The following is a 21,965-nucleotide window of genomic DNA, read 5'->3' as shown; positions in this document are numbered from 1 at the left end:
AATTGCAAGTATTTGATCCCACCGAAGGCGCATGGCTTCCCTCGACTCGGTCAGCATAGCAATCCTGCTTGGTGCCGTTCTGGTGATGGCCGGCATCCTGTCGAGCCTGCTGGCATTGCGGTTCGGCGCCCCCCTGCTGCTGGTGTTCTTGCTGGTCGGCATGCTGGCCGGCGACTCCGGGCCCGGCCACCTCCAGTTCGACGACGTCCGCACCACCTACCTGGTCGGCTCGGTGGCGCTGGCGCTGATCCTGTTCGACGGCGGCTTGAAGACGCGATTTGCCAGCATCCGCACGGTGCTGGCGCCCTCGATGATGCTGGCGACCACGGGCGTGCTGCTGACCGCGCTGATCACGGCGCCGGTCGCCCACTATGTGCTCGATCTCAACTGGACCGAGTCGCTGCTGGTCGGCGCCGTCGTCGCCTCGACCGACGCTGCGGCGGTGTTCCTGTTGGTGCACACGCAGGGCCTGCGCCTGCGCCCCCGCGTCGGTGCGACGCTGGAGGCCGAATCCGGCACCAACGATCCGTTCGCGATCTTCCTCACTTTGATGCTGGTCGAGTTCATCTCGATCGGCCAGAGCTCGGCGTCGCATATCGCGATGGAGTTCATCCAGGAGGCGGTACTCGGCGCCGTGATCGGGGTGATCGGCGGCCGGCTGGTGGTGCTGGCGCTGAACTATGTGGCGCTGCCGCAGGGCCTGCACGCGCCGTTCGTCACCACCGCGGCGCTGGTGATCTTCGGCGGCTCGCAGATGGTGCATGCCTCGGGATTTCTCGCCGTCTATCTCGCCGGCATCATTATCGGCAACCGGCCGACCCGCGCGCATAATTCCGTGGTGACGTTTCTCGACGCCGCGACCTGGCTGGCGCAGATCGTGATGTTCGTGCTGCTCGGCCTCCTGGTGTCGCCGCACCGCCTGCTTTCGAGCGTCGGCGGGGCTGTGGCGGTGGCGTTCGCGCTGATGCTGGTGGCGCGGCCGCTGGCGGTGCTGATCTGCCTCGCGCCGTTCAAGTTCAACTGGCGGGAGAAGGTGTTCATCGCCTGGACCGGCCTGCGCGGCGCGGTGGCGATCTTCCTGGCCTCGATCCCGATGCTGGTCGGCCTGTCGAAGGCCTATCTCTATTTCGACGTCGCCTTCGTCGTCGTCATCATCTCGCTGCTGCTGCAGGGCTGGACCCTGGCGCCGGCGGCGCGGCGGCTGCATGTCGCGCTGCCGCGCACCGAGCGCGGCCCGCGGCGCGTCGAGCTGGATTTGCCCGGCCAGCTCGAGCAGCAACTGGTCGGCTATCCGGTCCGGCCGAAGAGCCTGTATTTCCGGCGCGGCCTGATCCCGTCCTGGTCGAAGCCGACGCTGGTGATCCGCGACGAGCGGATCCTGACGCCGACCGAGGCCGATCCGGTCGAGCCCGGCGACTATCTCTATCTGCTGGCGCCGCCGGAGCGCGCCGAGGCGCTCGACCGCTTCTTCGTCGACATGCCGCCGTCGGCTGCGCCCGACCCGCATCTGCTCGGCGATTTCATGGTGTCGGGCGAGCATACGCTGGGCGAGCTCGCCGAGATCTATGGCGTCAAGGTCGACGAGATCCAGGCCAGATTGACGTTGGCGGACTACTTCGATGTCAATCTCGACCGCACGCCGAAGGAAGGCGCCGAGCTCGCGCTCGATACGATCGTGCTGGTGGCCCGCAATATCAGCGGCGGCCGCGTCAATGTCGTCGGCCTTCGCCTTCCCGAAGAAGAGGAGGAGCCTGTGCCGGAGACGCGGATGCGTATCGTCCGGCGCAAGCTTGCGGACATCTGGGCTTCGGTCGCGGGGGTCTGAGCTTCAAGGACGGGAGACCGGTCAGGTCTTGCGCAGGACATTCGAGCCCGGCGCGAGGGTCCTGAGCATCTTCGCCAGCTCATCGTCGAGCGGCGGGGGCGGCGGCTCCGTCGAGGCGGCATCGCGCTTGGTCGCATCGGTAAGATTTACGCCGGAAATCTCGGCGAGCGCCGCGAGCAGCGTCGCGTCGGCCTCGCTGGCCGGCGCGGCGTGCTGGGGCGGGACAGGTGGCGACGCAGCGGCGGGTGTGCCGTCCGGCTCGCGCGTCGCGTCCGGACGCCGCGGCGGCGCTGCCGGCGGCCTTGGCGGATCGGCGCGCTTGGCGGAGGCCTCGGTGACGGCCGTGATCAGGGACGCTTCGAGCGCCTCGGTCGGGTTGGCCGGCGATGCCGGCTGCGATGCTCGGGTCGGCGCAGGTGGAGGGATCGGCTCGCCGCCGCTCGCCCTTGCGATGATACCGTCCACGATGCCGCCGAGCCGGTTCTTCTCCGGTGCGACGAGATAGTTGGTCGCAAGCTCGTCGACATAGTGCGGACCGTAATCGGCAAGCACCTTGGCGAGCCGGGCAATATCGGGATCGCTCGCGACCAGCCGGTCCCACGCCTCCCGGTCGTAGGGGGTATCGCCGGTCCTGGCCGGCCATGCCATCCGGCGGGGCTGCGGTGGCGGCTGACCGTCGTGCCGGATGACGGGCTCCAGGGTCGGCGGCTGCAGGCCAGCGCCGACAGCCGGCGCATTGAACCCTGCGGCGGGCGCGGCCACCGCCACATTGGTCCGGTGCCGGCCGCGCTCGGCGACCTGTAGCGAGATCAGGCCGAGGCCCATCAGCAGAAAGCCGACGGCCGCCCACGCGACCGTCGCGCACAGCACCGCGCCAATCAGCAGCAAGATCCAGCCAGTCAATCGCACGACGCGTTTTCCCTCATGCGTCCGATCCGACGCCAAGGGGCGTCCAACGGACAAGGCGGGCCATCTTACGCCGGCTTTCGGGTAAACGGCCAGCTATGACGTCGCTGTCAGCACCTTGACACCGCCGAACGCGGTCACCTGCCCGCGGCGCAGCATTACGATCTGGGTGGCAAGCTGGCGCAGTTCGGCGGCGTCGTGGCTGACATAGACCATGGGGATACCGGCCTCGTCCCGCAGCCGCACCAGATAGGGCAGGATCTCCAGCTTGCGGCCCTCGTCGAGCGCACCCAGGGGCTCGTCGAGCAGCAGCAGCCGCGGCTTCGACAGCAGCGCCCGGCCGAGCGCGACGCGCTGGCGCTCGCCGCCGGAGAGCTTTCCGGGGCGGCGGTCGAGCAGCGCGCCGATATCGAGCAGCTCGATCACGCGCTTGCGCTGCGCGGGATCGTCGGCGAGGCGGTTCATGCGGCGGCCGTAATCGAGATTTTGCCGGACATCGAGGTGCGGAAACAGCCGGGCATCCTGGAAGACGTAGCCGATGCGGCGGCGCCAGGTCGGGACGTGGATGCTCGCCGCGGTGTCGTCGACGGTCTCGCCGTCGATCGCGATGGTGCCGCGGTCGGGGCGCAACAGCCCCGCAATGGTATTGATCAGGGAGGTCTTGCCGGAGCCGGAGGCGCCGAACAGCCCGGTGACGCGGCCCTCGCTGGCGAAGGATGCCGCAAGCGTGAACTCGCCGAGCTGCTTGGTGATGTCGACGCGCAGCATCGCTATTGTCCGTGCAGGCGGGCGGTCGCGCGGCGCGCGAACCACTCCGCGGCGACCAGCGCGCCCATCGCGATCACGATCGAGATAATCACGAGCCGCCCGGCGGCGCTATCGCCTTCCGGCGTCTGGATCAGCGAGTAGATCGCCGACGAAATGGTCTGGGTCTCGCCGGGGATGTTGGAGACGAAGGTGATCGTCGCGCCGAACTCGCCGATCGCCTTGGCGAAGCCGAGCACCATGCCGGCGAGCACGCCCGGCAGCGCGAGCGGCAGCGTCACGGTCGCAAACACCCGCCAGGGCGCGGCGCCGAGCGTCTCGGCCGCCTGCTCGAGGCGCCGGTCGATCGCCTCGATCGAGAGCCGGATCGGCCGCACCAGCAGTGGAAACGCCATCACGCCGCAGGCGAGCGCCGCGCCGGTCCAGCGGAAAGCGAACACGATGCCGAGATGATCGGCGAGCCAGGCACCGGCCACGCCGCGCCGGCCGAAGGTCAGCAGCAGCAGATAGCCGGTGACGACCGGCGGCAGCACCAGTGGCAGGTGCACGAGCGCATCGAGGATGGATTTGCCCCAGAAATCGCGCCGCGCCAGCAGCCAGGCGAGCGCGATTCCGAACGGGGTCGCCACCAGCGTTGCGATGACGGCGACCCTGAGCGAAAGCAGGATCGCCGTCCATTCGGTCGGCGAGATCTCGAACACGCTTACGTCGTCGGGTTGATCAGGAACTTGAAGCCGTACTTCCCGAGGATCGCCTTCGCCGCGGACGAGCGCAGGAAGGCGAGATAGTCCGAAGTCTCCGCCTTCGCATTCGTCGTCGCTGCCACCGGATAGATGATGGCGGGATGAGTGTCGGCCGGGAAGGTGCCGACGATCTTGACGCCCGGCTCGACCTTGGCGTCGGTCGAATAGACGATGCCGAGCACGGCTTCACCGCGCGCCACCAGCGTCAACGCGGCGCGCACGCTCTCGGCCATTGCAAATTTCGGCTCCGCCGCCTGCCAGGCGCCGAGCTTCTCCAGCGCCGCCTTGGCGTATTTGCCGACCGGCACCGCCTTGACATCGCCGGTCGCGATCTTGCCGTCGCCGGCGAGCTTGGCGAGGTCGAAGCCCGGGGCGATGTTGACATTGTCGATCTTGGAATCCTTCGGCGCGATCAGCACGATCGAGTTGCCGAGCAGGTTGACGCGGGTCGGCTCGTTGATGGTCTTCTGCTTGATCGCATAGTCCATCCAGTCGGTATCGGCGGAGACGAACACATCGGCCGGCGCGCCCTGCTCGATCTGCCTGGCAAGCGCCGAGCTGGCGGCATAGCTGGCGTTGATCTTGACGCCGGTCTTTGCGGTATAGGCCGCGTCGATGTCGTCGAGCGCGTTCTTCATCGAGGCCGCGGCAAAGACGGTGAGCGTCTTGTCGTCGGCTGACGCGGGCGAGTGCATCGCGCCGAGCAGGATGACGAAGGCGGTGAACAGTCCGGCAATGCGTAACATAGGAAGCGCTCCGTGCGACCACGCGCGCGAACGAGCGCGCGCAAATCAGGCGTTGGTGGATTCTGGGTCACGATCGGCGGAAGCGCTGTTCCGCTGCTCTCCGGAGGACTTACGGTCGTCAGGGAGATCGCACTGCAAACATAGCAGGCTGAGGCTTACGGTAAAGCCGCTTTGTCCCACGATCGTCCTATTGGCTCGGCTGGATCGCGATCGAAATCGAACTCTCCCTGGCGCCGCTGACTTGCAGCACGAAGGGACTGGCGGCGAGCTCATACTTCATGGTCTTGCGGATACCGTCGCAATCGGTCGCACCGCTGAAGGCCTTGGGCTTGAGCGAATGGCCGTCCTGCACCACGTCGACCCAGGCGCCGGCCGAGAGGCTGATGGTGTAGAGCCCGGCCTTCGGTGCGGTCTTGAAGCTGGTGAAGCCGGCAAAGGTGCCGTCCTTCGGCGCCCGCTCCGGCGGCGCCGGAAGCTTTGCATCGGCGGGTGCGACCAGCGCGAGCGTGATGCCCGTCGACGGTAACGCCGGCTGTTCGCTGCCTGACGCCAGCCTGGCGCGATCGGACGCGGTGAGCGCGGCGCGCGCCTGGTCGATCGGCCATTTGAACTTGTCACAGCCGCTTGGTTCCTCCGCGGTGAAGGCGGGGGTTGAAGCGAGCAATAACGCGACCGCGAGGAGCGAGCTGCGCATTTCTAGTCCACTGCGATCATGACGTCGGAGGCCTTGATCACAACGATCGCTTGGCCGCCCACTTTGATGCCGAGTTCGTCGACGGCCTCGTTGGTGATGGAGGACGTCATCACGTTCCCGCCGATGTCGATCCGGACATGAGAGGTGGTCGCGCCCTTTTTCACCTCGAGGACGGTGCCCTTGATCTGGTTGCGTGCACTGATGCGCATGATGGAATCCTTCAACGTTGGTCGTCACAGGAGTGACGACCTCCGCATTGACAAAGTGGAGGTGAGCTGGATCAACGGCCCTGACCCGCGGCTCGCACGCGCTTACGGCGCGACGACGTGGTCATGATAGCGCATTTCTGACGCGCCGGAATAGCGCCTGACAAAGATGTTATTGCTTGGCGTCGGGCGCTTTCAGCACGGCTTTGCAGTCCGCCGGTAGTTGCGCCAGCGTCATCGGCGGGCGCGGCTTCGGTGGCTTCGGCGGCGGCTTCGGATGCAGCACCGAGTCCTTGAACCAAAAGGCGAGATCGGAGGGCTTGCAGCCTTCGTCGCCGGATTGCGACGGCTGTCCCTTGCATTCGCGGCTTCCGGGCGGGCATCGCATCCGGATGTGGAAGTGGTAGTCGTGGCCCCACCACGGCCTGATCTTCGACAGCCAGCTCCGGTCGCCCTTGGCTTCGCGGCACAGTGCTTTCTTGATCGCGGCATTGACGAAGATCCGCTGCACGGCAGGCTCCTGCGCCGCATCGCGAAGGACGAGCACATGGCCGGGTGTGAAGACGCGCGGATCAACGTCGAGCCGGTCGTCGCGCACCATCATCACTGCCGACGTCTCTTCGCGTTCTTCGCGCGACAAGGTGTGGTCGGGCATCGGCGTCAGCCAGATGTCGGCATCGAGCCCGATCTGGTGGCTGGCGTGGCCGGACAGCGCGGGACCGCCGCGCGGCTGACCGATGTCGCCGACCAGAATGCCGGGCCAGCCCGCGTCCTTGTGCGCCTTCGCCGCAAGCCGCTTCAGCAGCGCGATCATGGCCGGGTGGCCCCAGTAGCGGTTGCGCGACAGCCGCATCACCTGCCAGGTATCGCCGTTCAGCGGCATCTTCACCGCACCGGCGAGACAGCCCTTCGCGTAGGAGCCGATCGCCTGCGTCGGCATCGCGGCCGGCAGCACCTTGCGCGCGAACAATTCCTTCGCCGCGAGTTTCGGATCGTTGGGGTTGGCGAGCGGCGGCAACGGCTTGGGGTCAATGGTGCCCTTGTCCTGCGACCAGGCGGAACTGGTGGCGACGAGGATGGAGAGCAGAAGCGGGATCAGAAACAGGCGGGGTGTCATTCGGATCACTCTGTGCACGCGAAGCTAGCATGGATTTGCCGTGAGCGGACGGCGCTTTCATCGCAATTGATTGATCGCCCACAGCCTGAATGATGACTGCGCTGGGATGCGCATCGGAAGTGACGCGTCGCGCCTTAACTCGACGATAACGCTATCGCGCGTTGACACATATTCGTGCGCTTCAGCAAGTTTCAGCGCGTCCATTGTGCAATCGCACGTTCGTTTACGCGTTCCTCACCATGCCCCGGCGCTTCCACCTCGCGAATGAGCGGCGGCGTCGATTGCATGGCGTTGTGCGCTCGCGCAATGCGAGTATTCGCCTTCAAAGCGGGCAGGCCGCGGGCGCACATCCTGCGTCGTTCCTCGTCAATAGATACCAATTTTTCAGATGCTTATCGCAGAAATGCCGCCAAGCTGGAATGCGCGTGGGGCGTGCGATGCCGATAATGCGGCCAAAGAAAATCAAGAAACCGAAGCAAGGTGCAAGGCGGCTTCACGGCGGCCATCGGGTCAAACCTGCACCGAACCTGTCGGGCGGTTCGCACCGTGCCGCCAGCGCAATCGGCGAGCTGGTGCGCCAACGTGCGCAGGCCGAGGCGGCGATCGCGGAAGCACGCAGGTCCAACGAGCGGCTGCGCGAGGCGATCGACATCCTGCCGCAGGGCATCGTGTTCCTCGATGCCGAGGGCCGCTACATTCTCTGGAACAAGAAATACGCGGAGATCTACAAGCGCAGCTCGGATCTGTTCGAGCATGGCGTGCGGCTGGAAGACACCATCCGCATCGGCGTCGAGCGCGGCGATTATCCGGAGGCCGAGGGCCGCGAGGAGCAATGGATCGCCGAGCGGCTGAAGAAGATGTACCAGCCGGGCGAACGGCACGAGCAGGTGCTCGCCGACGGCCGCGTCGTCCTGATCGAGGAACGGCTGACCTCCGATGGCGGCATTGTCGGGCTGCGCGTCGACATCACCGAGCTGAAGCAGCGCGAGGCGTCGTTCCGCCTGCTGTTCGATGGCAACCCGGTGCCGATGATCCTATGCGCGCTCGATGGCGAGCGGATTCTCAGCGTCAACGATGCGGCGGTCGCCCACTACGGCTATGCCCGCGCCGAGTTCGAGAAGCTCACGATCCGAAGCTTGCAGGCGTTCGATCCCGAGCTGCCCTGGGCCGCCGGGCGCAGCACCGATGAACAGGCGGCGCGGACCTGGAAGCACGTTCGTGCCGACGGCACGCTGATCGATCTTGCGATCTACTCGCGCCAACTGATGCACGGCGGCCAGCCGGCCATGCTGCTCGCGCTGATGGACATGACCGAGCGCAAGCGCGCCGAGGCGCGGCTCGCCTTCATGGCGCAGCATGACAGCCTGACCGGCCTGCCGAACCGCACTCTGTTGCGCCAGCAGATGGACGAGATGCTGCAGCACACCCGCCGCAGCTCGGACAAAGTCGCGGTGCTGATGCTCGGGCTCGACAACTTCAAGGCGGTCAACGACACGCTCGGGCATGGCGTCGGCGACAAGCTGCTGCGCGGCGTCGCCAAGCGGCTGCGCTCGACCTTGCGCGAGGAGGATGCGCTGGCCCGGCTCAATTCCGACGAGTTCACCATCGTGCAGAGCGGCGTGGTCCGGCCCGAGGACGCGGTCTTGCTGGCCAAGCGCATCCTGGATGCGATCGGCGAGCCATATCTGCTCGACGGGCATTCGGTGGTGATCGGCGCCAGCATCGGCATCGCGATGTCGCCCGGCGACGGCGAGGATTCCGAAAAGCTGTTGAAGAGCGCCGACATGGCGCTGTCGCGCGCCAAGCGCGACTTCCGCGGCACCTTCTCCTTCTTCGAGGCGGAGATGGATGCGCGCGCCCAGAGCCGGCGCAAGATCGAGATCGACCTGCGCGAGGCGATCCAGAACGAGGGCCTGCGGCCGTACTACCAGCCGCTGGTCGATCTCGCGAGCGGGCGCATCACCGGCTTCGAGGCGCTGGTGCGCTGGCCGCATCCGGAGCGCGGCATGATCTCGCCCGGCGAGTTCATCCCGGTGGCGGAGGAGACCGGCCTGATCAACCCGCTGGGCGGGCTGATGCTGCATCGCGCCTGCATGGATGCGGCGCAGTGGCCGGATGACGATGTCCGCGTCGCGGTCAATCTCTCGCCGCTGCAATTCCGCACCGGCAACCTGCTGTCGCTCGTCACCGACGCATTGAAGCGATCCGGCCTGCCAGCGCGGCGGCTCGAGCTCGAGATCACCGAGACGCTGCTGCTCGAGAAGAGCAGCCAGGTGCTGGCCACGCTGCACGCGCTGCGCGCGCTCGGGGTGCGCATGTCGATGGACGATTTCGGCACCGGTTATTCCAGCCTGAGCTATCTGCGCAGCTTCCCGTTCGACAAGATCAAGATCGATCAGTCGTTCGTACGTGACCTCGGCGCCAACCGCGACGCGCAGGCGATCGTGCGCTCGATCGTCAGCCTCGGCATCGGGCTCGGCGTCACTATCACCGCGGAGGGCGTCGAGACCGAAGCCGAGCTGAGCTGTTTGCGCGCCGAAGGTTGCCACGAGGGACAAGGCTTCCTGTTCAGCCGCGCCCGGCCGAACGCCGAGGTCGTCAGCCTGCTGCAGGCGCAGCGCGGGGCTGAGGCGGGGACCGCGCTGGTGGCGTAGGGAAGCCTGGGGCGAGATGTTGTTACTTTGAATCGCGCGTCGGGCTCCGCTTTACCTCGCCCCGCGTGCTCTATGACGCCTTCTTGTTCAGGAGAACCGTAGGGTGGGCAAAGCGAAGCGTGCCCACCAATGTGGTCTTCTGTGCAGGAGACGGTGGGCACGGCGCGATGCGCCTTTGCCCACCCTACCGGATCACGCTCCGGCGGTTGCCTTCCTCAGATGATAGGTCAGCGCCAGAGCGACGCAGTGGCGCAGCGCCGCCTCCGGGAGCTTGTCGGCGACGTCGAGCAGGATCGCGCGGTTGCCGCTGTAGCTGAGTTCGGGATAGAGTTCGCGGAACGTCTCGACCAGATTGGTCTGACAATGGAAGTAGACCGCGACCTGGTCCGCGGCCGCCTTGACCTGGTCGATGCGAACCGTGCTGCCGCTTCCCGTCTCCGTCGTCAGGTAGCTCGGCTGGCCCCATTTCAATGTCTCTTCCAGCGCGCCGACGCCTCTGGTGGCCTTCGCCGTGTCGAGGATCAGGCGCCGGAGCGCCAGCAATTTGGCTTTGACCGGGGCAGGGTATGCGTCGAACAGCGCATCCGCTGCTTTCGCGCGCGGTCGTCGTGCGACCTTGCTGGTCGGTGCTGCCGGCTTGCGCATGGTGGTCTCCGCGGGGAGGACGCAGCGCATCTGTCTACCACAGAACCGATGTGACTCGTGGCGAAAGCCCCCACCCCGGCCCTCCCTCCGCAATCGCATATGAGTCTGCGGAGGTTGTCTGCGGCTCCTTCGCCTCTCCCGCTTGCGGGGGAGGCCGACGCGCGCGGAGCGCGCGGCGGGTGGGGGCTCTTTCCACGAGTCGACTCGGGGAGAGAGCCCCCACCCCAACCCTCCCCCGCAAGCGGGAGAGGGAGCGCAGTCCCTTCGGGGTTGCACTCAAATCCAAGCCCGTCATGCTTCCAAGACGCTGTGTCGCCGGTCAGGCCGCGTTGCGCAGTCCCGCGAGGAACGTGTCGACGCTGTGCGACAGCGCGGAGGCGTGCTCGCCGAGCTGGCTCGACGTGTCGAGCACGTTGCCGGTGAGGGCCCGGGACTGACCGGCGGCCTCGCTCGCGCCGGCGACATTGGCGGAGACTTCGCCGGTGCCCGCGGACGCCTGCTGCACGCTGCGGGCGATCTCGCGTGTCGCCGAGTCCTGCTGCTCGACCGCCGCCGCAATCGCGGTGGCGATGCCCGAGATCTCGCTGATGGTCGCGCTGATGTCGCCGATGGCGCTGACGCAGTTGCCGGTCGCCTGCTGGATCGCACCGACCTGCCCCGCGATCTCCTCGGTGGCCTTCGCGGTCTGGCTCGCGAGCTCCTTCACCTCGGCGGCGACCACGGCGAAGCCGCGGCCGGCTTCGCCGGCACGGGCTGCCTCGATGGTGGCATTGAGCGCCAGCAGATTGGTCTGGCTGGCGATCGCGCTGATCAGGCGCAGCACATCGCCGATCTTCTCGGCGGATGCGGCGAGGCCGGCCACCATCTCGGTGGTCTCCTTGGCCTTGACCACGGCATTGTCGGCAACGTGGCTGGAATGGGTGACCTGACGGCCGATCTCGGTGATCGAGGACGCCAGCTCCTCGGTCGCCGCGGCGACCGCGTTGACGCTGGCCGACGCCTCTTCGGAGGCTGCGGCCGCGGCTGAGGTCCGCTCGGAGGCGCCGTTGACGCTCGTCGTGATCTCGTTGGCGACGCGCTGCATGTCGCTCGACGATCGCGCGACCGCGGCAACCATGCCCTTGACGTCGGATTCGAAGCGGTCGGCCATCTGCCGCTGCAAGGCCCGCTTCTCGAGCTCCGCCTTCGCCTTGTCGGCCTCCTGCGCCTCGCGCAATGAGCTGGTTTCGATCATGCTGCGGCGAAACACGTCGACCGCCTTCGCCATGGTGCCGAGCTCATCGCGCCGATCGCTGCCGGGAATCGTGACGCTGGTGTCACCGCTCGAGAGGCGATTCATCACCGCGGTGATCGCGGTCAGCGGCCGGGACAGGCCGCGGCCGAGCAGGAACGCGAGCAGCACGGCCGCGGCCAGGATCGCCACCGTGCCGAGGATCAGATTGCGCTGCGCGCTCGCTGCGGCGGCTTCGTAATCCGTGGTGTCCTTGATGATCTCGAGCACGGCAACCGGCTGGCCGGCATAGTTCCTGATCTGCCCGAGATAGAGCTCGACCGCATGGCCGTTCAGCGTCGCGTCACGCAGCAGCGGCTCACCGTGCATCACGCTTCTGAGCTCGTCCTGGGTCGCGACCACGGTGTCGCCGAAGGTCGAGGACAGCCGCCTGAAGCTCTGGCCGTCGAACGAATGCACGGCGAGGTCGATGCCGAAGCGCTTCTTGGCGCGGTCGACGAATTCCTTGCCGAAGGCGGCGCCGACGTCGACATTAGCCAGCGTCTTGCCGTCGCGCATGATCGGGGTCATGCCGAAGATCGAAAGCGCTTCGCGACCGGGCTCGACGCCGACGATCGGCTTGCCGGTCTTGATCGATTCCACCACCGTCGTGCGCCGGGTGGAGGCATCATCGCCGAATACCCTCGGCGCGTGGACGCGGTAGAAGCCGGTCGCCGGAGCCTGCCAGAACGAGATCAGCGGAATGCCTTGCGCCTTCATCGCCGCCCAGGGGGCGCCGAGCAGCTTTCCGAGGCCCTCGCGGTCGCCTTTGGCGATGGCATCCTCGACCGGCGGCAGGGCGGCGATCACCGCCGAGACCGCCAGCGCGGCACGGCCCTCATAGTCGATCGCCGCAATCACACTGTCATATTGCAGCTTGAGCTGCTGATCGAGCGCCAGCCGCGTCAGCGCGCGCTGCTGGCTGATGGAGAAGCCGCCGAGGATCGCGCAGGCGACCGCAACGGTCAGTGAAATCGCCAGGATCAGGCGGGCGGCAATCGATTGAAGGGCGAACATGGGACCAGCGAAACTCCAGGCATTAGCGCCGGCCGCAAGGTCTCAGAAAAATCTTAACAACCGGATGTTGCGCCGCCGGTATTCCTAACCCGACCATGGCCGCCGGTGCCTACTTTCGTACCATTCGGCTAAACCGAGATGAGGTTTGGTTGCACAAGTCGGACCGCGGACTCGCTTCGCCTCTCCCGCTTGCGGGGTCGAGACGAGCGAAGCTCGCTCTTAGGCCGACGCGCGGAGCGCGGCGGGTGGGGGCTCTCTCCGCGATGGGATTCGCGCGATAGCCTACCCAGCCGTCCCTCGCAGGGGTAGGGCAATTGCATTTGGGGGAAAAAGCGCCCGTGGCCATCCTTCGAGACGCCCGCCTTTGGCGGGCTCCTCAGGATGACGTCTTGTTTTGCGGCACCATAGTAGACCCTCATGGTGAGGAGCGCCGCTTGCGGCGCGTCTCGAACCACGAGGCCGAATATGTGCGCAGCCGCCGAAGGCGAAGGCGGCATATGCGATAGCCCCGGTAAGCACGGGGAGAGGGAGCGCAGCATCTTCGCGGTCGTTAAGGCGCGTACTCATGAGCGCCAGCGGTCCGATGTCCGCTTCCGGAGAATAAGCGGATATCGCGAAGCCACGTTGAAATCGGTCGAGAATGACCCGTTGCGGACGTCCGATCTCACGAGGCGTTTCCAATAAACATGTAACGGCCGATGCTAAGATTATTCGGGTAGATCCGATCATTGCCTGCGGGCTTGCCCTCCAGCGATGTAATCCACGGCAGCGCTTCGCGGATGTTGGCCACGAGCGGATCGCTTGTGATCTCAACGGATGCTCCCGCAAATTTGGCCGAGGAGCCGAAGTCGGACGGTATATCGTCTATACTTATCGTCTTAGCTGTTGTTGGGTCTCGCGGATTTGAGAGCCACAACAAACGTGGGAGATTATCGAGGGCGAGTTCGCGTTTGCCGTGGAGATTTACAAGTTTGGACAGCCCTTCATTTGAGTCCCTGACGCCAAATGCGCGAGGAACAAGCCAGAGTGCGCCCCAACCCGCATTGCTATTATGCCAACCCCAATCATCGGCTGTTAACGTCGCAACCACTACGCCATGCTCTCCAAGATCAACTAGCGCCGCCTGCCCGCGCAATTCGGGTGAAAATGATACCAGCTCTGGCAGAACGTGCGCATACCAGACCACCTCGACTACACTTGAACCCGAGTGGAGTTTGCCGTCCGTCTCAATATTGACGGTTAAGCGGTAGCGATAAGTGTAGGTCGGATAGAAGAATTTATAGGTCGCGAAGGCAGCGACGAGCACTATCAGGGTGACAAGCAGGAAGCGCTTCATGGGAAGCAACTTAAGCGTTTGTCCAGCGCAATGTGCACAATCATGGCCATTGCGTTAACAGAAGCTTGCCTGTTCTCCAGCCAAACGTGACTTCCGCTTCTGGGCCCAAAACGGGCATGCCGTGGTCACCCGGCGATGTCCGGTTTTAGGGGATAGAGGCGACATGGTGGATGTACGCGCCCTAGAACGAGCCGTGACTCCGCTTCACCGCGCCCCGCGTGCGGGAAGAGGTCGGAATGCATCGTGAGATGCGTTCCGGTGAGGGGGAGTCTCCGCAAATGCAGCTATGGCCGCATATGCGGAGACGGCCCTCACCCCAACCCTCTCCCCGTAAGTACGGGGCGAGGGAGCGCAGCGTCCTCGCGGTCGTTAGGGCGCGTACCCAGAAGCGCCAGCAGTCCGATGTCCGCTTCCCGAGAATGAGCGGACATCGGAAAGCCGCGTCGAAATCGGTGGAGAATGATCCACAGCCGACATCGAGGACCTGCTTCCTTCCACTTCAGATGCGCTCAATCGGAGAGGAAGTCGCAGGGCGCGATGCAACTCTCACGTCCTTATAAGTCGATCGAATGGCACTGAGTACCGCTTCGTCCGACGATGTGACCTCGTAGAAAGTGCTGTCTATCGCGCGTATGACGACCCATGCGTCGCGCTGTTCCGGGAGGGTCGCGACGAATTGCCCCCAAATGACCTGCCATGTTTCCTGAGCAGCCTCCGAAAGCGTTGCACCGCTGACTGATGAACCACTGGCCGCGAGTAGCTCCAACTGGTCCTGTCCCGGCTGACCTGGTCCCGTGATCATGAATTCATCAAAGGAACGGCCAAGCTCCAGATGATTCATCCTGACGGGCGAAACCGTCCAACTAGCTTCGAGTGAGCGAGGAGCAAGCAAATCGATCAGGTCGCGAAGATCAAGCGCCAGAGCTCCATCGCGATAATCGTAGATGCGCAGCGTTGTCATCGGCGACCCCAGATCAGGTGAGCCTCATCGATAAAGTGCAATTCGCTGAGATGCACTGACTCTCGAAGCATCGATCGAACGCCGATCAAATAGGCCTGGACGGCATCCATCTGCTGCTCAGTGAAACCAGTCCAAAAGTCCTGCCACCAGTTTCCGGTCGTTCGGCGTTTCCTGCCCGCTGGCAAAAGACATTCGAGAGGCCAATCGATATATCCGAAATCACTCAAACCGCCGACCAAAAGGGATGGCAAATAGTATCGAAAGGCATTCGGATCGATATACGCTCTAGCAGTGCTCGCCTGAGCACTCGTCATTGTCCAATCTAGCATCGTTACGTCAACCCAAGGACGATGCGCGATCCGCTTGGCAAGTTCTTCTGGAATGTCACCGACGAGCGGTTGACTATCACCGATCCAAAACCTTTTGGGCACTGGCTTGACCGGAAACGCGATGTGTATGCGTTCAGATAGTTCGTCCACTGTCATGACGATGCACACTGCTCGCGGCTTCAGACCCACTCACTAACGAAGTTGTAGCAAGCGCGTCGCTCTTTTGAAGAGCCTGCCCAAGGAGTTGGTTTCCATTTGGTTCCCGAGCGCGGCAAGCTTCGAGCGATGAAGCGCCTGTCTAGTCTTGGCCTGTCCGGTTTCTTGGGCAGAGCCGACATGGCGGATCTACGAGTACGCGCCTGGTTCATCCGACTTCATCACGCCTTAGCGTGCGGTCGGCGGCGCAGCCAGATTGCCCGACAGGATCGCCTTGCCGGCGTCTTCATACTGGGTGTCGCGCGCCTGGATCTGCTGGGCGATCGCGTGCATGTCGCGGAAGCGCCGCTCGAACGGATTTTTTGCGAACACCGCGGTGGCGCCGGCCATGTGATAGGCGGTGTCGACCACCGCCGCCGATTGATGGATGGTCCAGGTCGAGGCGATGCGGATCGCGACGCGATGCGCCTCGGTCAAGGGATCGCCGCGGGCGAGATCCTGCCAGACGTCGTTTGCGGTCGCATAGAGATAGGCGCGGGCAGCGCGCAGGCTCGCCTCGGTGCGGCCGATCAGGCCCTGCACGGCGTTGTTGTCGCGCATCGCCTTCAGCCCTTGTGGTGTCTTGCCGCGCGCAAGCTCGGTCGCCGCGTCCAGCGTGGTGCGCGCGACGCCCAGAGATGTGGCGGCAAAGCCCATGCTGAACACCATATTGGTGGAGAGCTTGTACAGCGGGCCTGCCTCGCGGAGCGCGGTCGGATCGTCGCGCAGCGCGGCGAATTGTTCGGGGATGAAGAGATTCTCGACCGAGTAGGAATCGGTGCCGGTGCCCTTCAGTCCGATCACGTCCCAGACATCGTGCATGGTTGCCGACGACACCGGAAACAGGATGGTGCGGATTTCCGCCGAGCCGTCAGGCTTCTTGCGCTGTGAGCCGTCGGCCTCGACGACGCGGACATGGGCGCCGAGCCAACTCGCCTGCCGTGAGCCCGAAGCAAAATCCCAGCGCGCATTGGCGCGGTAGCCGCCCGGCTCGGCGCGAACCTCATGGGCGATCGCGCCCCAGGCCAGGATGCCGGGTGCGGTGTTGAAGATCGCGTTGGCGGCGTCGGGCTCGAGATAGGCCGCGGTCATAGCGCAGACGCTGCATTGGCCGAGGCACCAGGCGGTGGAGGCGTCGACCTTGGCGATCTCCTCCTGCATCTGCATGAAGGCGTCCAATGCCGCCTCGGCGCCGCCGAAGCGCTTCGGCAGCAGCGCGCGATAGAGCCCGTTCTCCACCAGCGCCGACGTGACCGCCGGTGTCAGCCGCCGCGTCCGCTCGATCTCGTCGGCTTCACTTGTGATCAGCGGCGCCAGCGCGCGCGCCCGTTCGACGAGGTCGAAACCCTGCGGCCTGCTCATGCGTGTCCTCTGCCCCTTTTCACATTCTTGGTGGGCGGGGGCACGATGGTGGCTTATCCGGTGGAAGAGGGCAAGGCGGGGTGGCATCATCGCAGAGCAGCCATCGAAGTCGCGCGACGGTCGGGGCGGTACGAGATGTGTCCGGATCGGTGGAGTGGACCGTCGCAACGGACGCAGGGCGAACATGTTTTTGTGGTAGCCGCAGCTCAGATGCCGGTTGTGCGTTCCATCCCAGTGAGGTTCGGCCATGCTCAAGCTCCCTCCGCCGATCTGGACGTTGATCTATCTCGTTGTTGGCGCGGCGCTGAGCTGGTGGCTCGGCTGGCCGGCGCTTCCCGGCCTGCCGATTCCGCTGCTCGGGATCGCGCTGGTGGTGATCGCGTTCATCGCGCCGGTGTGGGCGTTCCTCCTGTTCCGGCGCGAGGGCACCGAGATCGAACCGACATCGCCGACCAATCGCGCGCTGGTCACCAGCGGTCCCTACGCCTTCACCCGCAATCCGATGTATTCCGGCCTCGTGCTGCTCGCGCTGGGTATCGCGATATGGGTCGGGGCCTGGCCGATGTTGATTGCGCCGGTCGCGGTGTTCGCGACCGCCAATTGGGTGCACATTCCCTTCGAGGAAGCCAAGATGCGCCGCCAGTTCGGCGCGGCCTATGATGACTATGTCGCCCGGGTGCGGCGCTGGGTCTGAATCGCATATGCCGCCTTGGGAGGCTGCGTGCGTACTCGGCCTCGTGGTTCGAGACGCGCCGCAGGCGGCGCTCCTCACCATGAGGGTCTACTATTGTGCCGCAAAACAAGACCTCATCCTGAGGAGCCCGCCACAGGCGGGCGTCTCGAAGGATGGCCGCAGGGCGCTTTTCTCCCCAAATGCGATAGCCATATCCCGCCGGGGAGAGGTGCCCCCGAGCTGTTGGTCAACATGATCCCATCATGCTCTATCCGCAATTCCAGGCGCGGCCGATCGGCGTCCAGGTCCAGCACGGGCCGAAGCTGCCGCCATTGTAGCGGCCGCGATAGAAGCCGGGCCGGCCGAAATAGTGCCAATCACCGCCATACCAGTACTGCGGCGCATAGTCCGGGTAGCCGCGGGCGGCGCCGCGCGGACCAAGCACCGGAATGGTCGGATTGGGCGGCTGCCGGTAGCCGGGCAGGAAGCCGTAGCCATGCCAGCGCGTGCTGCCATGCCGCTTCTTCGACGACGCGGCCGAGCTCAGGTCCGGTTGCAGCAATGCGAGGATGACGACAAGGAGGGACAGGATGCGCAACATGATCGAAGCTTAATCGGACCGCCACGCGATGGCGATTCAAATCATGGTGCGTTTTGTTGCTGAGACAACGATGGACATCATGCGCGCGTCCGGTAGCACGCCTGATATCCACTTCCGGCTACTTTGCATGGGGTTGTTTTCGAGATTTTGGGTTAAGGCCGGATCGGCGCCGTGACGATGTCTCAGCTATCCACCTTGAGCGCGGCGATGAAGGCTTCCTGCGGGATGTCGACCTTGCCGAACTGCCGCATCTTCTTCTTGCCTTCCTTCTGCTTCTCCAGAAGCTTGCGCTTGCGCGTGATGTCGCCGCCGTAGCACTTCGCGGTGACGTCCTTGCGCAGCGCGCGCACGGTTTCGCGCGCGATCACCTTGCCGCCGATCGCCGCCTGGATCGGAATCTGGAACATGTGCGGCGGGATCAGCTCCTTCATCTTCTCGACCATGGCGCGGCCGCGGCCTTCGGCACGGGTGCGATGCACCAACATCGACAGCGCATCGACCGGCTCGGCGTTGACCAGGATCTGCATCTTCACGAGGTCGGCCGGCTTGTAGTCGGTCAAATGATAGTCGAACGAGGCGTAGCCCTTGGAGACCGACTTCAGGCGGTCGTAGAAATCGAACACCACCTCGTTGAGCGGCAGGTCGTATTTCACCATCGCGCGGGTGCCGACATAGGTCAGCTCCTTCTGCGAGCCGCGGCGGTCCTGGCACAGCTTCAGCACGCTGCCGAGATATTCGTCGGGGGTGAGGATGGTGGCCTCGATCCACGGCTCGTCGATCTCGGCGATCTTGACCACGTCGGGCATGTCGACCGGGTTATGGATCTCAAGCTCGCTGCCGTCGGTGAGCTTCATCTTGTAGATGACGCTCGGCGCGGTCGCGATCAGGTTGAGGTCGAACTCGCGCGACAGCCGCTCCTGGATGATCTCCAGATGCAACAGGCCGAGGAAGCCGCAGCGGAAGCCGAAGCCGAGCGCGGCGGACGTTTCCATCTCGTAGGAGAAGCTCGCGTCGTTCAGCCGCAGCTTGCCCATCGCCGCGCGCAGCGTCTCGAAGTCGTTGGCATCGACCGGAAACAGGCCGCAGAACACCACCGGGATCGCCGGCTTGAAGCCCGGCAGCATCTCGCTGATCGGCTTCCGGTCGTCGGTGATGGTGTCGCCGACGCGGGTGTCGGCGACTTCCTTGATCGCCGCGGTGATGAAGCCGATCTCGCCGGGGCCGAGCTCCTCGACCTGCTCCATCTTCGGGGTGAAGAAGCCGACACGTTCGATGTCGTAGGCGGCGCCGGTGCCCATCATGCGGATGCGCTGGCCCTTCTTCATCACGCCATCGACCACGCGGATCAGCACGACCACGCCGAGATAGACGTCGTACCAGCTATCGACCAGCAGCGCCTTCAGCGTCGCGTCGCGGTCGCCCTTCGGCGGCGGCAGGCGGGTGACGATCGCCTCCAGCACGTCGGGCACGCCGAGCCCGGTCTTGGCCGAGATCATCACGGCATCGGATGCATCGATGCCGATCACGTCCTCGATCTGCTGCTTCACCTTCTCCGGTTCGGCGGCGGGCAGGTCGACCTTGTTGAGGACCGGCACGATCTCGTGGTTGTTGTCGAGCGCCTGGTAGACGTTGGCGAGCGTCTGCGCCTCGACGCCCTGGCTGGCGTCGACCACCAGCAGGGAACCCTCGCAGGCCGCCAGCGACCGCGACACCTCGTAGGCGAAGTCGACATGGCCAGGCGTGTCCATCAGGTTGAAGACGTAATCCTTGCCGTCCTTGGCGTGGTAGTTCAGCCGGACGGTCTGCGCCTTGATCGTGATGCCGCGCTCGCGCTCGATGTCCATGGAATCGAGCACCTGTTCCTTGCCCGCCATTTCGCGATCCGACAGTCCGCCCGTCATCTGGATCAGGCGGTCGGCCAGGGTCGATTTGCCATGGTCGATATGGGCGACGATGGAGAAGTTGCGGATGTTGGAAATCGGGGCGGTTGTCATGGGGCGCGGGATAGCATCCGCACCCCCCAAGCGGCAACCATATTGCGGTATTTTGCAGCGGTGTGACCGCGAATCACGGGTGGCACCGTCATTGTTTCCCCGGCCTGTTCTGCCAGGTCCGAGGCCGCCCAACCCTGGATCTGTCGAGGCGCCGGACGCTCGAGGCGCAGCTCACGCCAAGCTGATTTCACTGGCGGCAAAAACGCGCTAAAGGGCGGTGAAATCCGAATGAGACATCATCGCGCTGTGGCTTCCTGTTGGGCATGATCTTTTCGGAACACCGCTTCGCACTTGTCCGGATCATGCCGTAGGCGCTGACCATGTCGACTGCCTCCTATCTTCCCGCCGCGCGGCGCGCGAACCGCCGGCTGACGATCCGTCGAGTGGCCGCGTGGCTGGTCTCGCGGGCGACGGATCCCCAGACCGGCCTGTGGCTCGTGATCAGCTTCGCGCTCGTTCATGCGGTGCTGTGGACGGCGATCCTCATCAAGCTCAAGGCGGCGCAGGACGTCCACATGGACGTTGCCGAAGCCTATGGCTGGGGCCAGCGCTTCCTGCTCGGCTATGGCAAGCATCCGCCGCTGTCAGGTTGGATGGCCGGCGTCTGGTTCAAGTTCTTCCCGGTCGCCAACTGGTCGACCTATGCGCTTGCGATGGCGACAGTGAGCTTCGCCATGGTGGTCTGCTGGCTGATCGCGCTGCGCGTCGTCGATCGCCGCCGCGCGTTTTTCAGCGTGGTGATGCTCGCGCTGTACCCGATCTTCAATTTCAAGGGCTTCAAGTACAACGCCGACCTGGCGCAGCTCGTGCCGTTGCCGTTGCTCGTGCTGGCCTATCTGAACGCGTTCGAGCAGCGGAGCGTGAGATCCGGCCTGTTGCTCGGCTTCGCCGGCGCGCTGGCGTTGATGACCAAGTACTGGGTGCTGACCATGATCGGCGCGATCGGCCTTGCCGCGCTGATCCATCCACAGCGGCTGGCCTTCCTGCGCTCGCCGGCGCCGTGGGTTGCGATCGGCACGATGGCCGTGCTGATGATCCCGCATCTGGTGTGGCTGGAGGAGGTGGATTTCCTGCCGCTCACCTACGCCGGCGACGTCTACGCGCTGTCGAGCCGCGCGCTCAACGTCGAGCTCGTGATCGGCTATATCGGGCACAATCTCGGGCTGCTCGCCGCGCCGGTGCTGCTGGGCCTGCTGGCGCTGTCATTGAGCTCGCTGTCGTGGCGGCCCGCGCGGCTCCTTTGGTCGAACCGCTCCAATCCGGAGCTCAATCGCGCACAGGCGCTCAACGTCTGGATCATCCAGATCATCGTCGCGATCGGGCCGCCGCTCGGCGCACTCGCGTTCACCGTCTACATGAAGACCGACTGGGGCATTCCGCTGTTCTTCCTGGTGCCGCTCGCGCTGGTCGCGATCCCGCGGGTGCGGATTCCGCGCATGGCGCTGTTCACCATCACCGCGATCTGGTTCGTAATTACGGTCGCCATGCTATTCGCCGCGCCGAGCATCGCGACGCAGGAGATGGCGTCCAGCCACAACACAGCCTCGACCTATGCCGCCCGCTCGGAGCTCGCGCGTGAGCTGACCCAGACCTGGCAGGCCAAATTCCATTCGCGCTGGGCCGTCGTCGCCGCTCGCTCCGACATCAGCGAGCCGATGACGTTCTACAGTCCCGATCATCCGGCCGCGATCACGCCCGGCGAAGTGTCGTCCGGATTGGCCCCGCTCGAGGACGCCAGGCGTTACGGCTTCATCGGCATCTGCGACACCACCGATCCGGTCTTCCTGAAGCCGTGCGAAGCGTGGATGGCGGAGCATGCCAAGGATGCCGAGCCGCTGGTGATGACCACGCAGCGCTTCTATGGCGGCCATCCGGGCCCGTCGACGGTGTGGAAGGTCTATCTGGTGCCGCCGGCGAAGTAGCCGC

General features: G+C 65.0%; 19 protein-coding genes. 4 read left to right on the top strand and 15 right to left on the bottom strand.

Features of this window, described 5'->3' with window-relative positions; genetic code table 11:
* Positions 1-31: 31 nt before the first annotated feature.
* On the top strand, positions 32-1,825 hold the full coding sequence (locus tag P6U25_RS34375; protein WP_407149168.1) for a potassium/proton antiporter: 1,794 nt from the start codon (positions 32-34) through the stop codon (positions 1,823-1,825).
* A gap of 21 nt (positions 1,826-1,846) precedes the next feature.
* Here P6U25_RS34375 and P6U25_RS34370 read toward each other — a convergent pair whose 3' ends face one another.
* The 7 genes from P6U25_RS34370 to mepA all read right to left on the bottom strand — a co-directional run bounded on the left by P6U25_RS34370 (position 1,847) and on the right by mepA (position 7,002).
* Positions 1,847-2,734, bottom strand: coding sequence for a hypothetical protein (locus P6U25_RS34370; RefSeq protein ID WP_407149167.1), 888 nt, complete (start codon positions 2,732-2,734; stop codon positions 1,847-1,849).
* A gap of 93 nt (positions 2,735-2,827) precedes the next feature.
* Positions 2,828-3,499, bottom strand: a complete 672-nt coding sequence (modC, locus tag P6U25_RS34365) for a molybdenum ABC transporter ATP-binding protein (protein ID WP_407149166.1) — start codon at positions 3,497-3,499, stop codon at positions 2,828-2,830.
* 2 nt (positions 3,500-3,501) lie between these two features.
* A complete protein-coding gene (modB, locus tag P6U25_RS34360) occupies positions 3,502-4,197 on the bottom strand; it encodes a molybdate ABC transporter permease subunit (protein ID WP_407149165.1) in 696 nt (231 codons plus the stop codon).
* 2 nt (positions 4,198-4,199) lie between these two features.
* Positions 4,200-4,985: a molybdate ABC transporter substrate-binding protein gene (modA, locus tag P6U25_RS34355; RefSeq protein ID WP_407149164.1), complete on the bottom strand. Its 786-nt coding sequence runs from the start codon at positions 4,983-4,985 to the stop codon at positions 4,200-4,202.
* A gap of 187 nt (positions 4,986-5,172) precedes the next feature.
* Complete coding sequence (locus tag P6U25_RS34350; RefSeq protein WP_407149163.1) at positions 5,173-5,679, bottom strand: hypothetical protein; 507 nt, start codon at positions 5,677-5,679, stop codon at positions 5,173-5,175.
* Between the two features lie 2 nt (positions 5,680-5,681).
* Positions 5,682-5,888: a molybdopterin-binding protein gene (locus P6U25_RS34345; protein WP_407149162.1), complete on the bottom strand. Its 207-nt coding sequence runs from the start codon at positions 5,886-5,888 to the stop codon at positions 5,682-5,684.
* Positions 5,889-6,057: 169 nt separating this feature from the next.
* Positions 6,058-7,002 (bottom strand): penicillin-insensitive murein endopeptidase, encoded by a 945-nt coding sequence (mepA, locus tag P6U25_RS34340; RefSeq protein WP_407149161.1) that lies wholly within the window; start codon positions 7,000-7,002, stop codon positions 6,058-6,060.
* 437 nt (positions 7,003-7,439) lie between these two features.
* Here mepA and P6U25_RS34335 point away from each other — a divergent pair, with 437 nt between their 5' ends.
* Complete coding sequence (locus P6U25_RS34335; protein ID WP_407149160.1) at positions 7,440-9,656, top strand: putative bifunctional diguanylate cyclase/phosphodiesterase; 2,217 nt, start codon at positions 7,440-7,442, stop codon at positions 9,654-9,656.
* A 192-nt stretch (positions 9,657-9,848) separates the two neighbouring features.
* On the opposite strand, the gene P6U25_RS34330 is transcribed toward P6U25_RS34335, so the two are convergent.
* The 6 genes from P6U25_RS34330 to P6U25_RS34305 form a co-directional block, all read right to left on the bottom strand.
* Entirely contained in the window at positions 9,849-10,301 is a 453-nt protein-coding gene (locus P6U25_RS34330; RefSeq protein ID WP_407149159.1) for a DUF1801 domain-containing protein, read from the bottom strand.
* A 319-nt stretch (positions 10,302-10,620) separates the two neighbouring features.
* Positions 10,621-12,588 carry a methyl-accepting chemotaxis protein gene (locus tag P6U25_RS34325; RefSeq protein WP_407149157.1) on the bottom strand — a complete coding sequence of 656 codons (1,968 nt, stop codon included), beginning with the start codon at positions 12,586-12,588 and terminating at the stop codon, positions 10,621-10,623.
* Between the two features lie 664 nt (positions 12,589-13,252).
* Positions 13,253-13,924, bottom strand: coding sequence for a hypothetical protein (locus P6U25_RS34320; protein WP_407149156.1), 672 nt, complete (start codon positions 13,922-13,924; stop codon positions 13,253-13,255).
* 499 nt (positions 13,925-14,423) lie between these two features.
* Positions 14,424-14,885: a hypothetical protein gene (locus P6U25_RS34315; protein WP_407149155.1), complete on the bottom strand. Its 462-nt coding sequence runs from the start codon at positions 14,883-14,885 to the stop codon at positions 14,424-14,426.
* Positions 14,882-15,370, bottom strand: coding sequence for a DUF6714 family protein (locus P6U25_RS34310; protein WP_407149154.1), 489 nt, complete (start codon positions 15,368-15,370; stop codon positions 14,882-14,884). The genes P6U25_RS34315 and P6U25_RS34310 overlap by 4 nt, the downstream gene beginning before the upstream one ends.
* Positions 15,371-15,598: 228 nt before the next feature.
* A complete protein-coding gene (locus P6U25_RS34305) occupies positions 15,599-16,771 on the bottom strand; it encodes an acyl-CoA dehydrogenase family protein (RefSeq protein WP_407149153.1) in 1,173 nt (390 codons plus the stop codon).
* 247 nt (positions 16,772-17,018) lie between these two features.
* Between P6U25_RS34305 and P6U25_RS34300 the strand changes: the two genes are divergently transcribed.
* A complete protein-coding gene (locus P6U25_RS34300) occupies positions 17,019-17,465 on the top strand; it encodes a methyltransferase family protein (RefSeq protein ID WP_407149152.1) in 447 nt (148 codons plus the stop codon).
* A 247-nt stretch (positions 17,466-17,712) separates the two neighbouring features.
* On the opposite strand, the gene P6U25_RS34295 is transcribed toward P6U25_RS34300, so the two are convergent.
* Positions 17,713-18,045, bottom strand: a complete 333-nt coding sequence (locus P6U25_RS34295; protein ID WP_280974338.1) for a hypothetical protein — start codon at positions 18,043-18,045, stop codon at positions 17,713-17,715.
* A 182-nt stretch (positions 18,046-18,227) separates the two neighbouring features.
* A complete protein-coding gene (gene lepA, locus P6U25_RS34290) occupies positions 18,228-20,039 on the bottom strand; it encodes a translation elongation factor 4 (RefSeq protein WP_407149151.1) in 1,812 nt (603 codons plus the stop codon).
* 320 nt (positions 20,040-20,359) lie between these two features.
* Here lepA and P6U25_RS34285 point away from each other — a divergent pair, with 320 nt between their 5' ends.
* A complete protein-coding gene (locus P6U25_RS34285) occupies positions 20,360-21,961 on the top strand; it encodes a glycosyltransferase family 39 protein (protein WP_407149150.1) in 1,602 nt (533 codons plus the stop codon).
* The last annotated feature ends 4 nt before the right edge of the window (positions 21,962-21,965 follow it).

This window comes from Bradyrhizobium sp. ORS 86 (assembly GCF_045571475.1).
Taxonomy (GTDB): domain Bacteria; phylum Pseudomonadota; class Alphaproteobacteria; order Rhizobiales; family Xanthobacteraceae; genus Bradyrhizobium.
The sequence above is the reverse complement of the archived record's forward strand: the minus strand, read 5'-3'. Positions and strand labels throughout refer to the sequence as shown.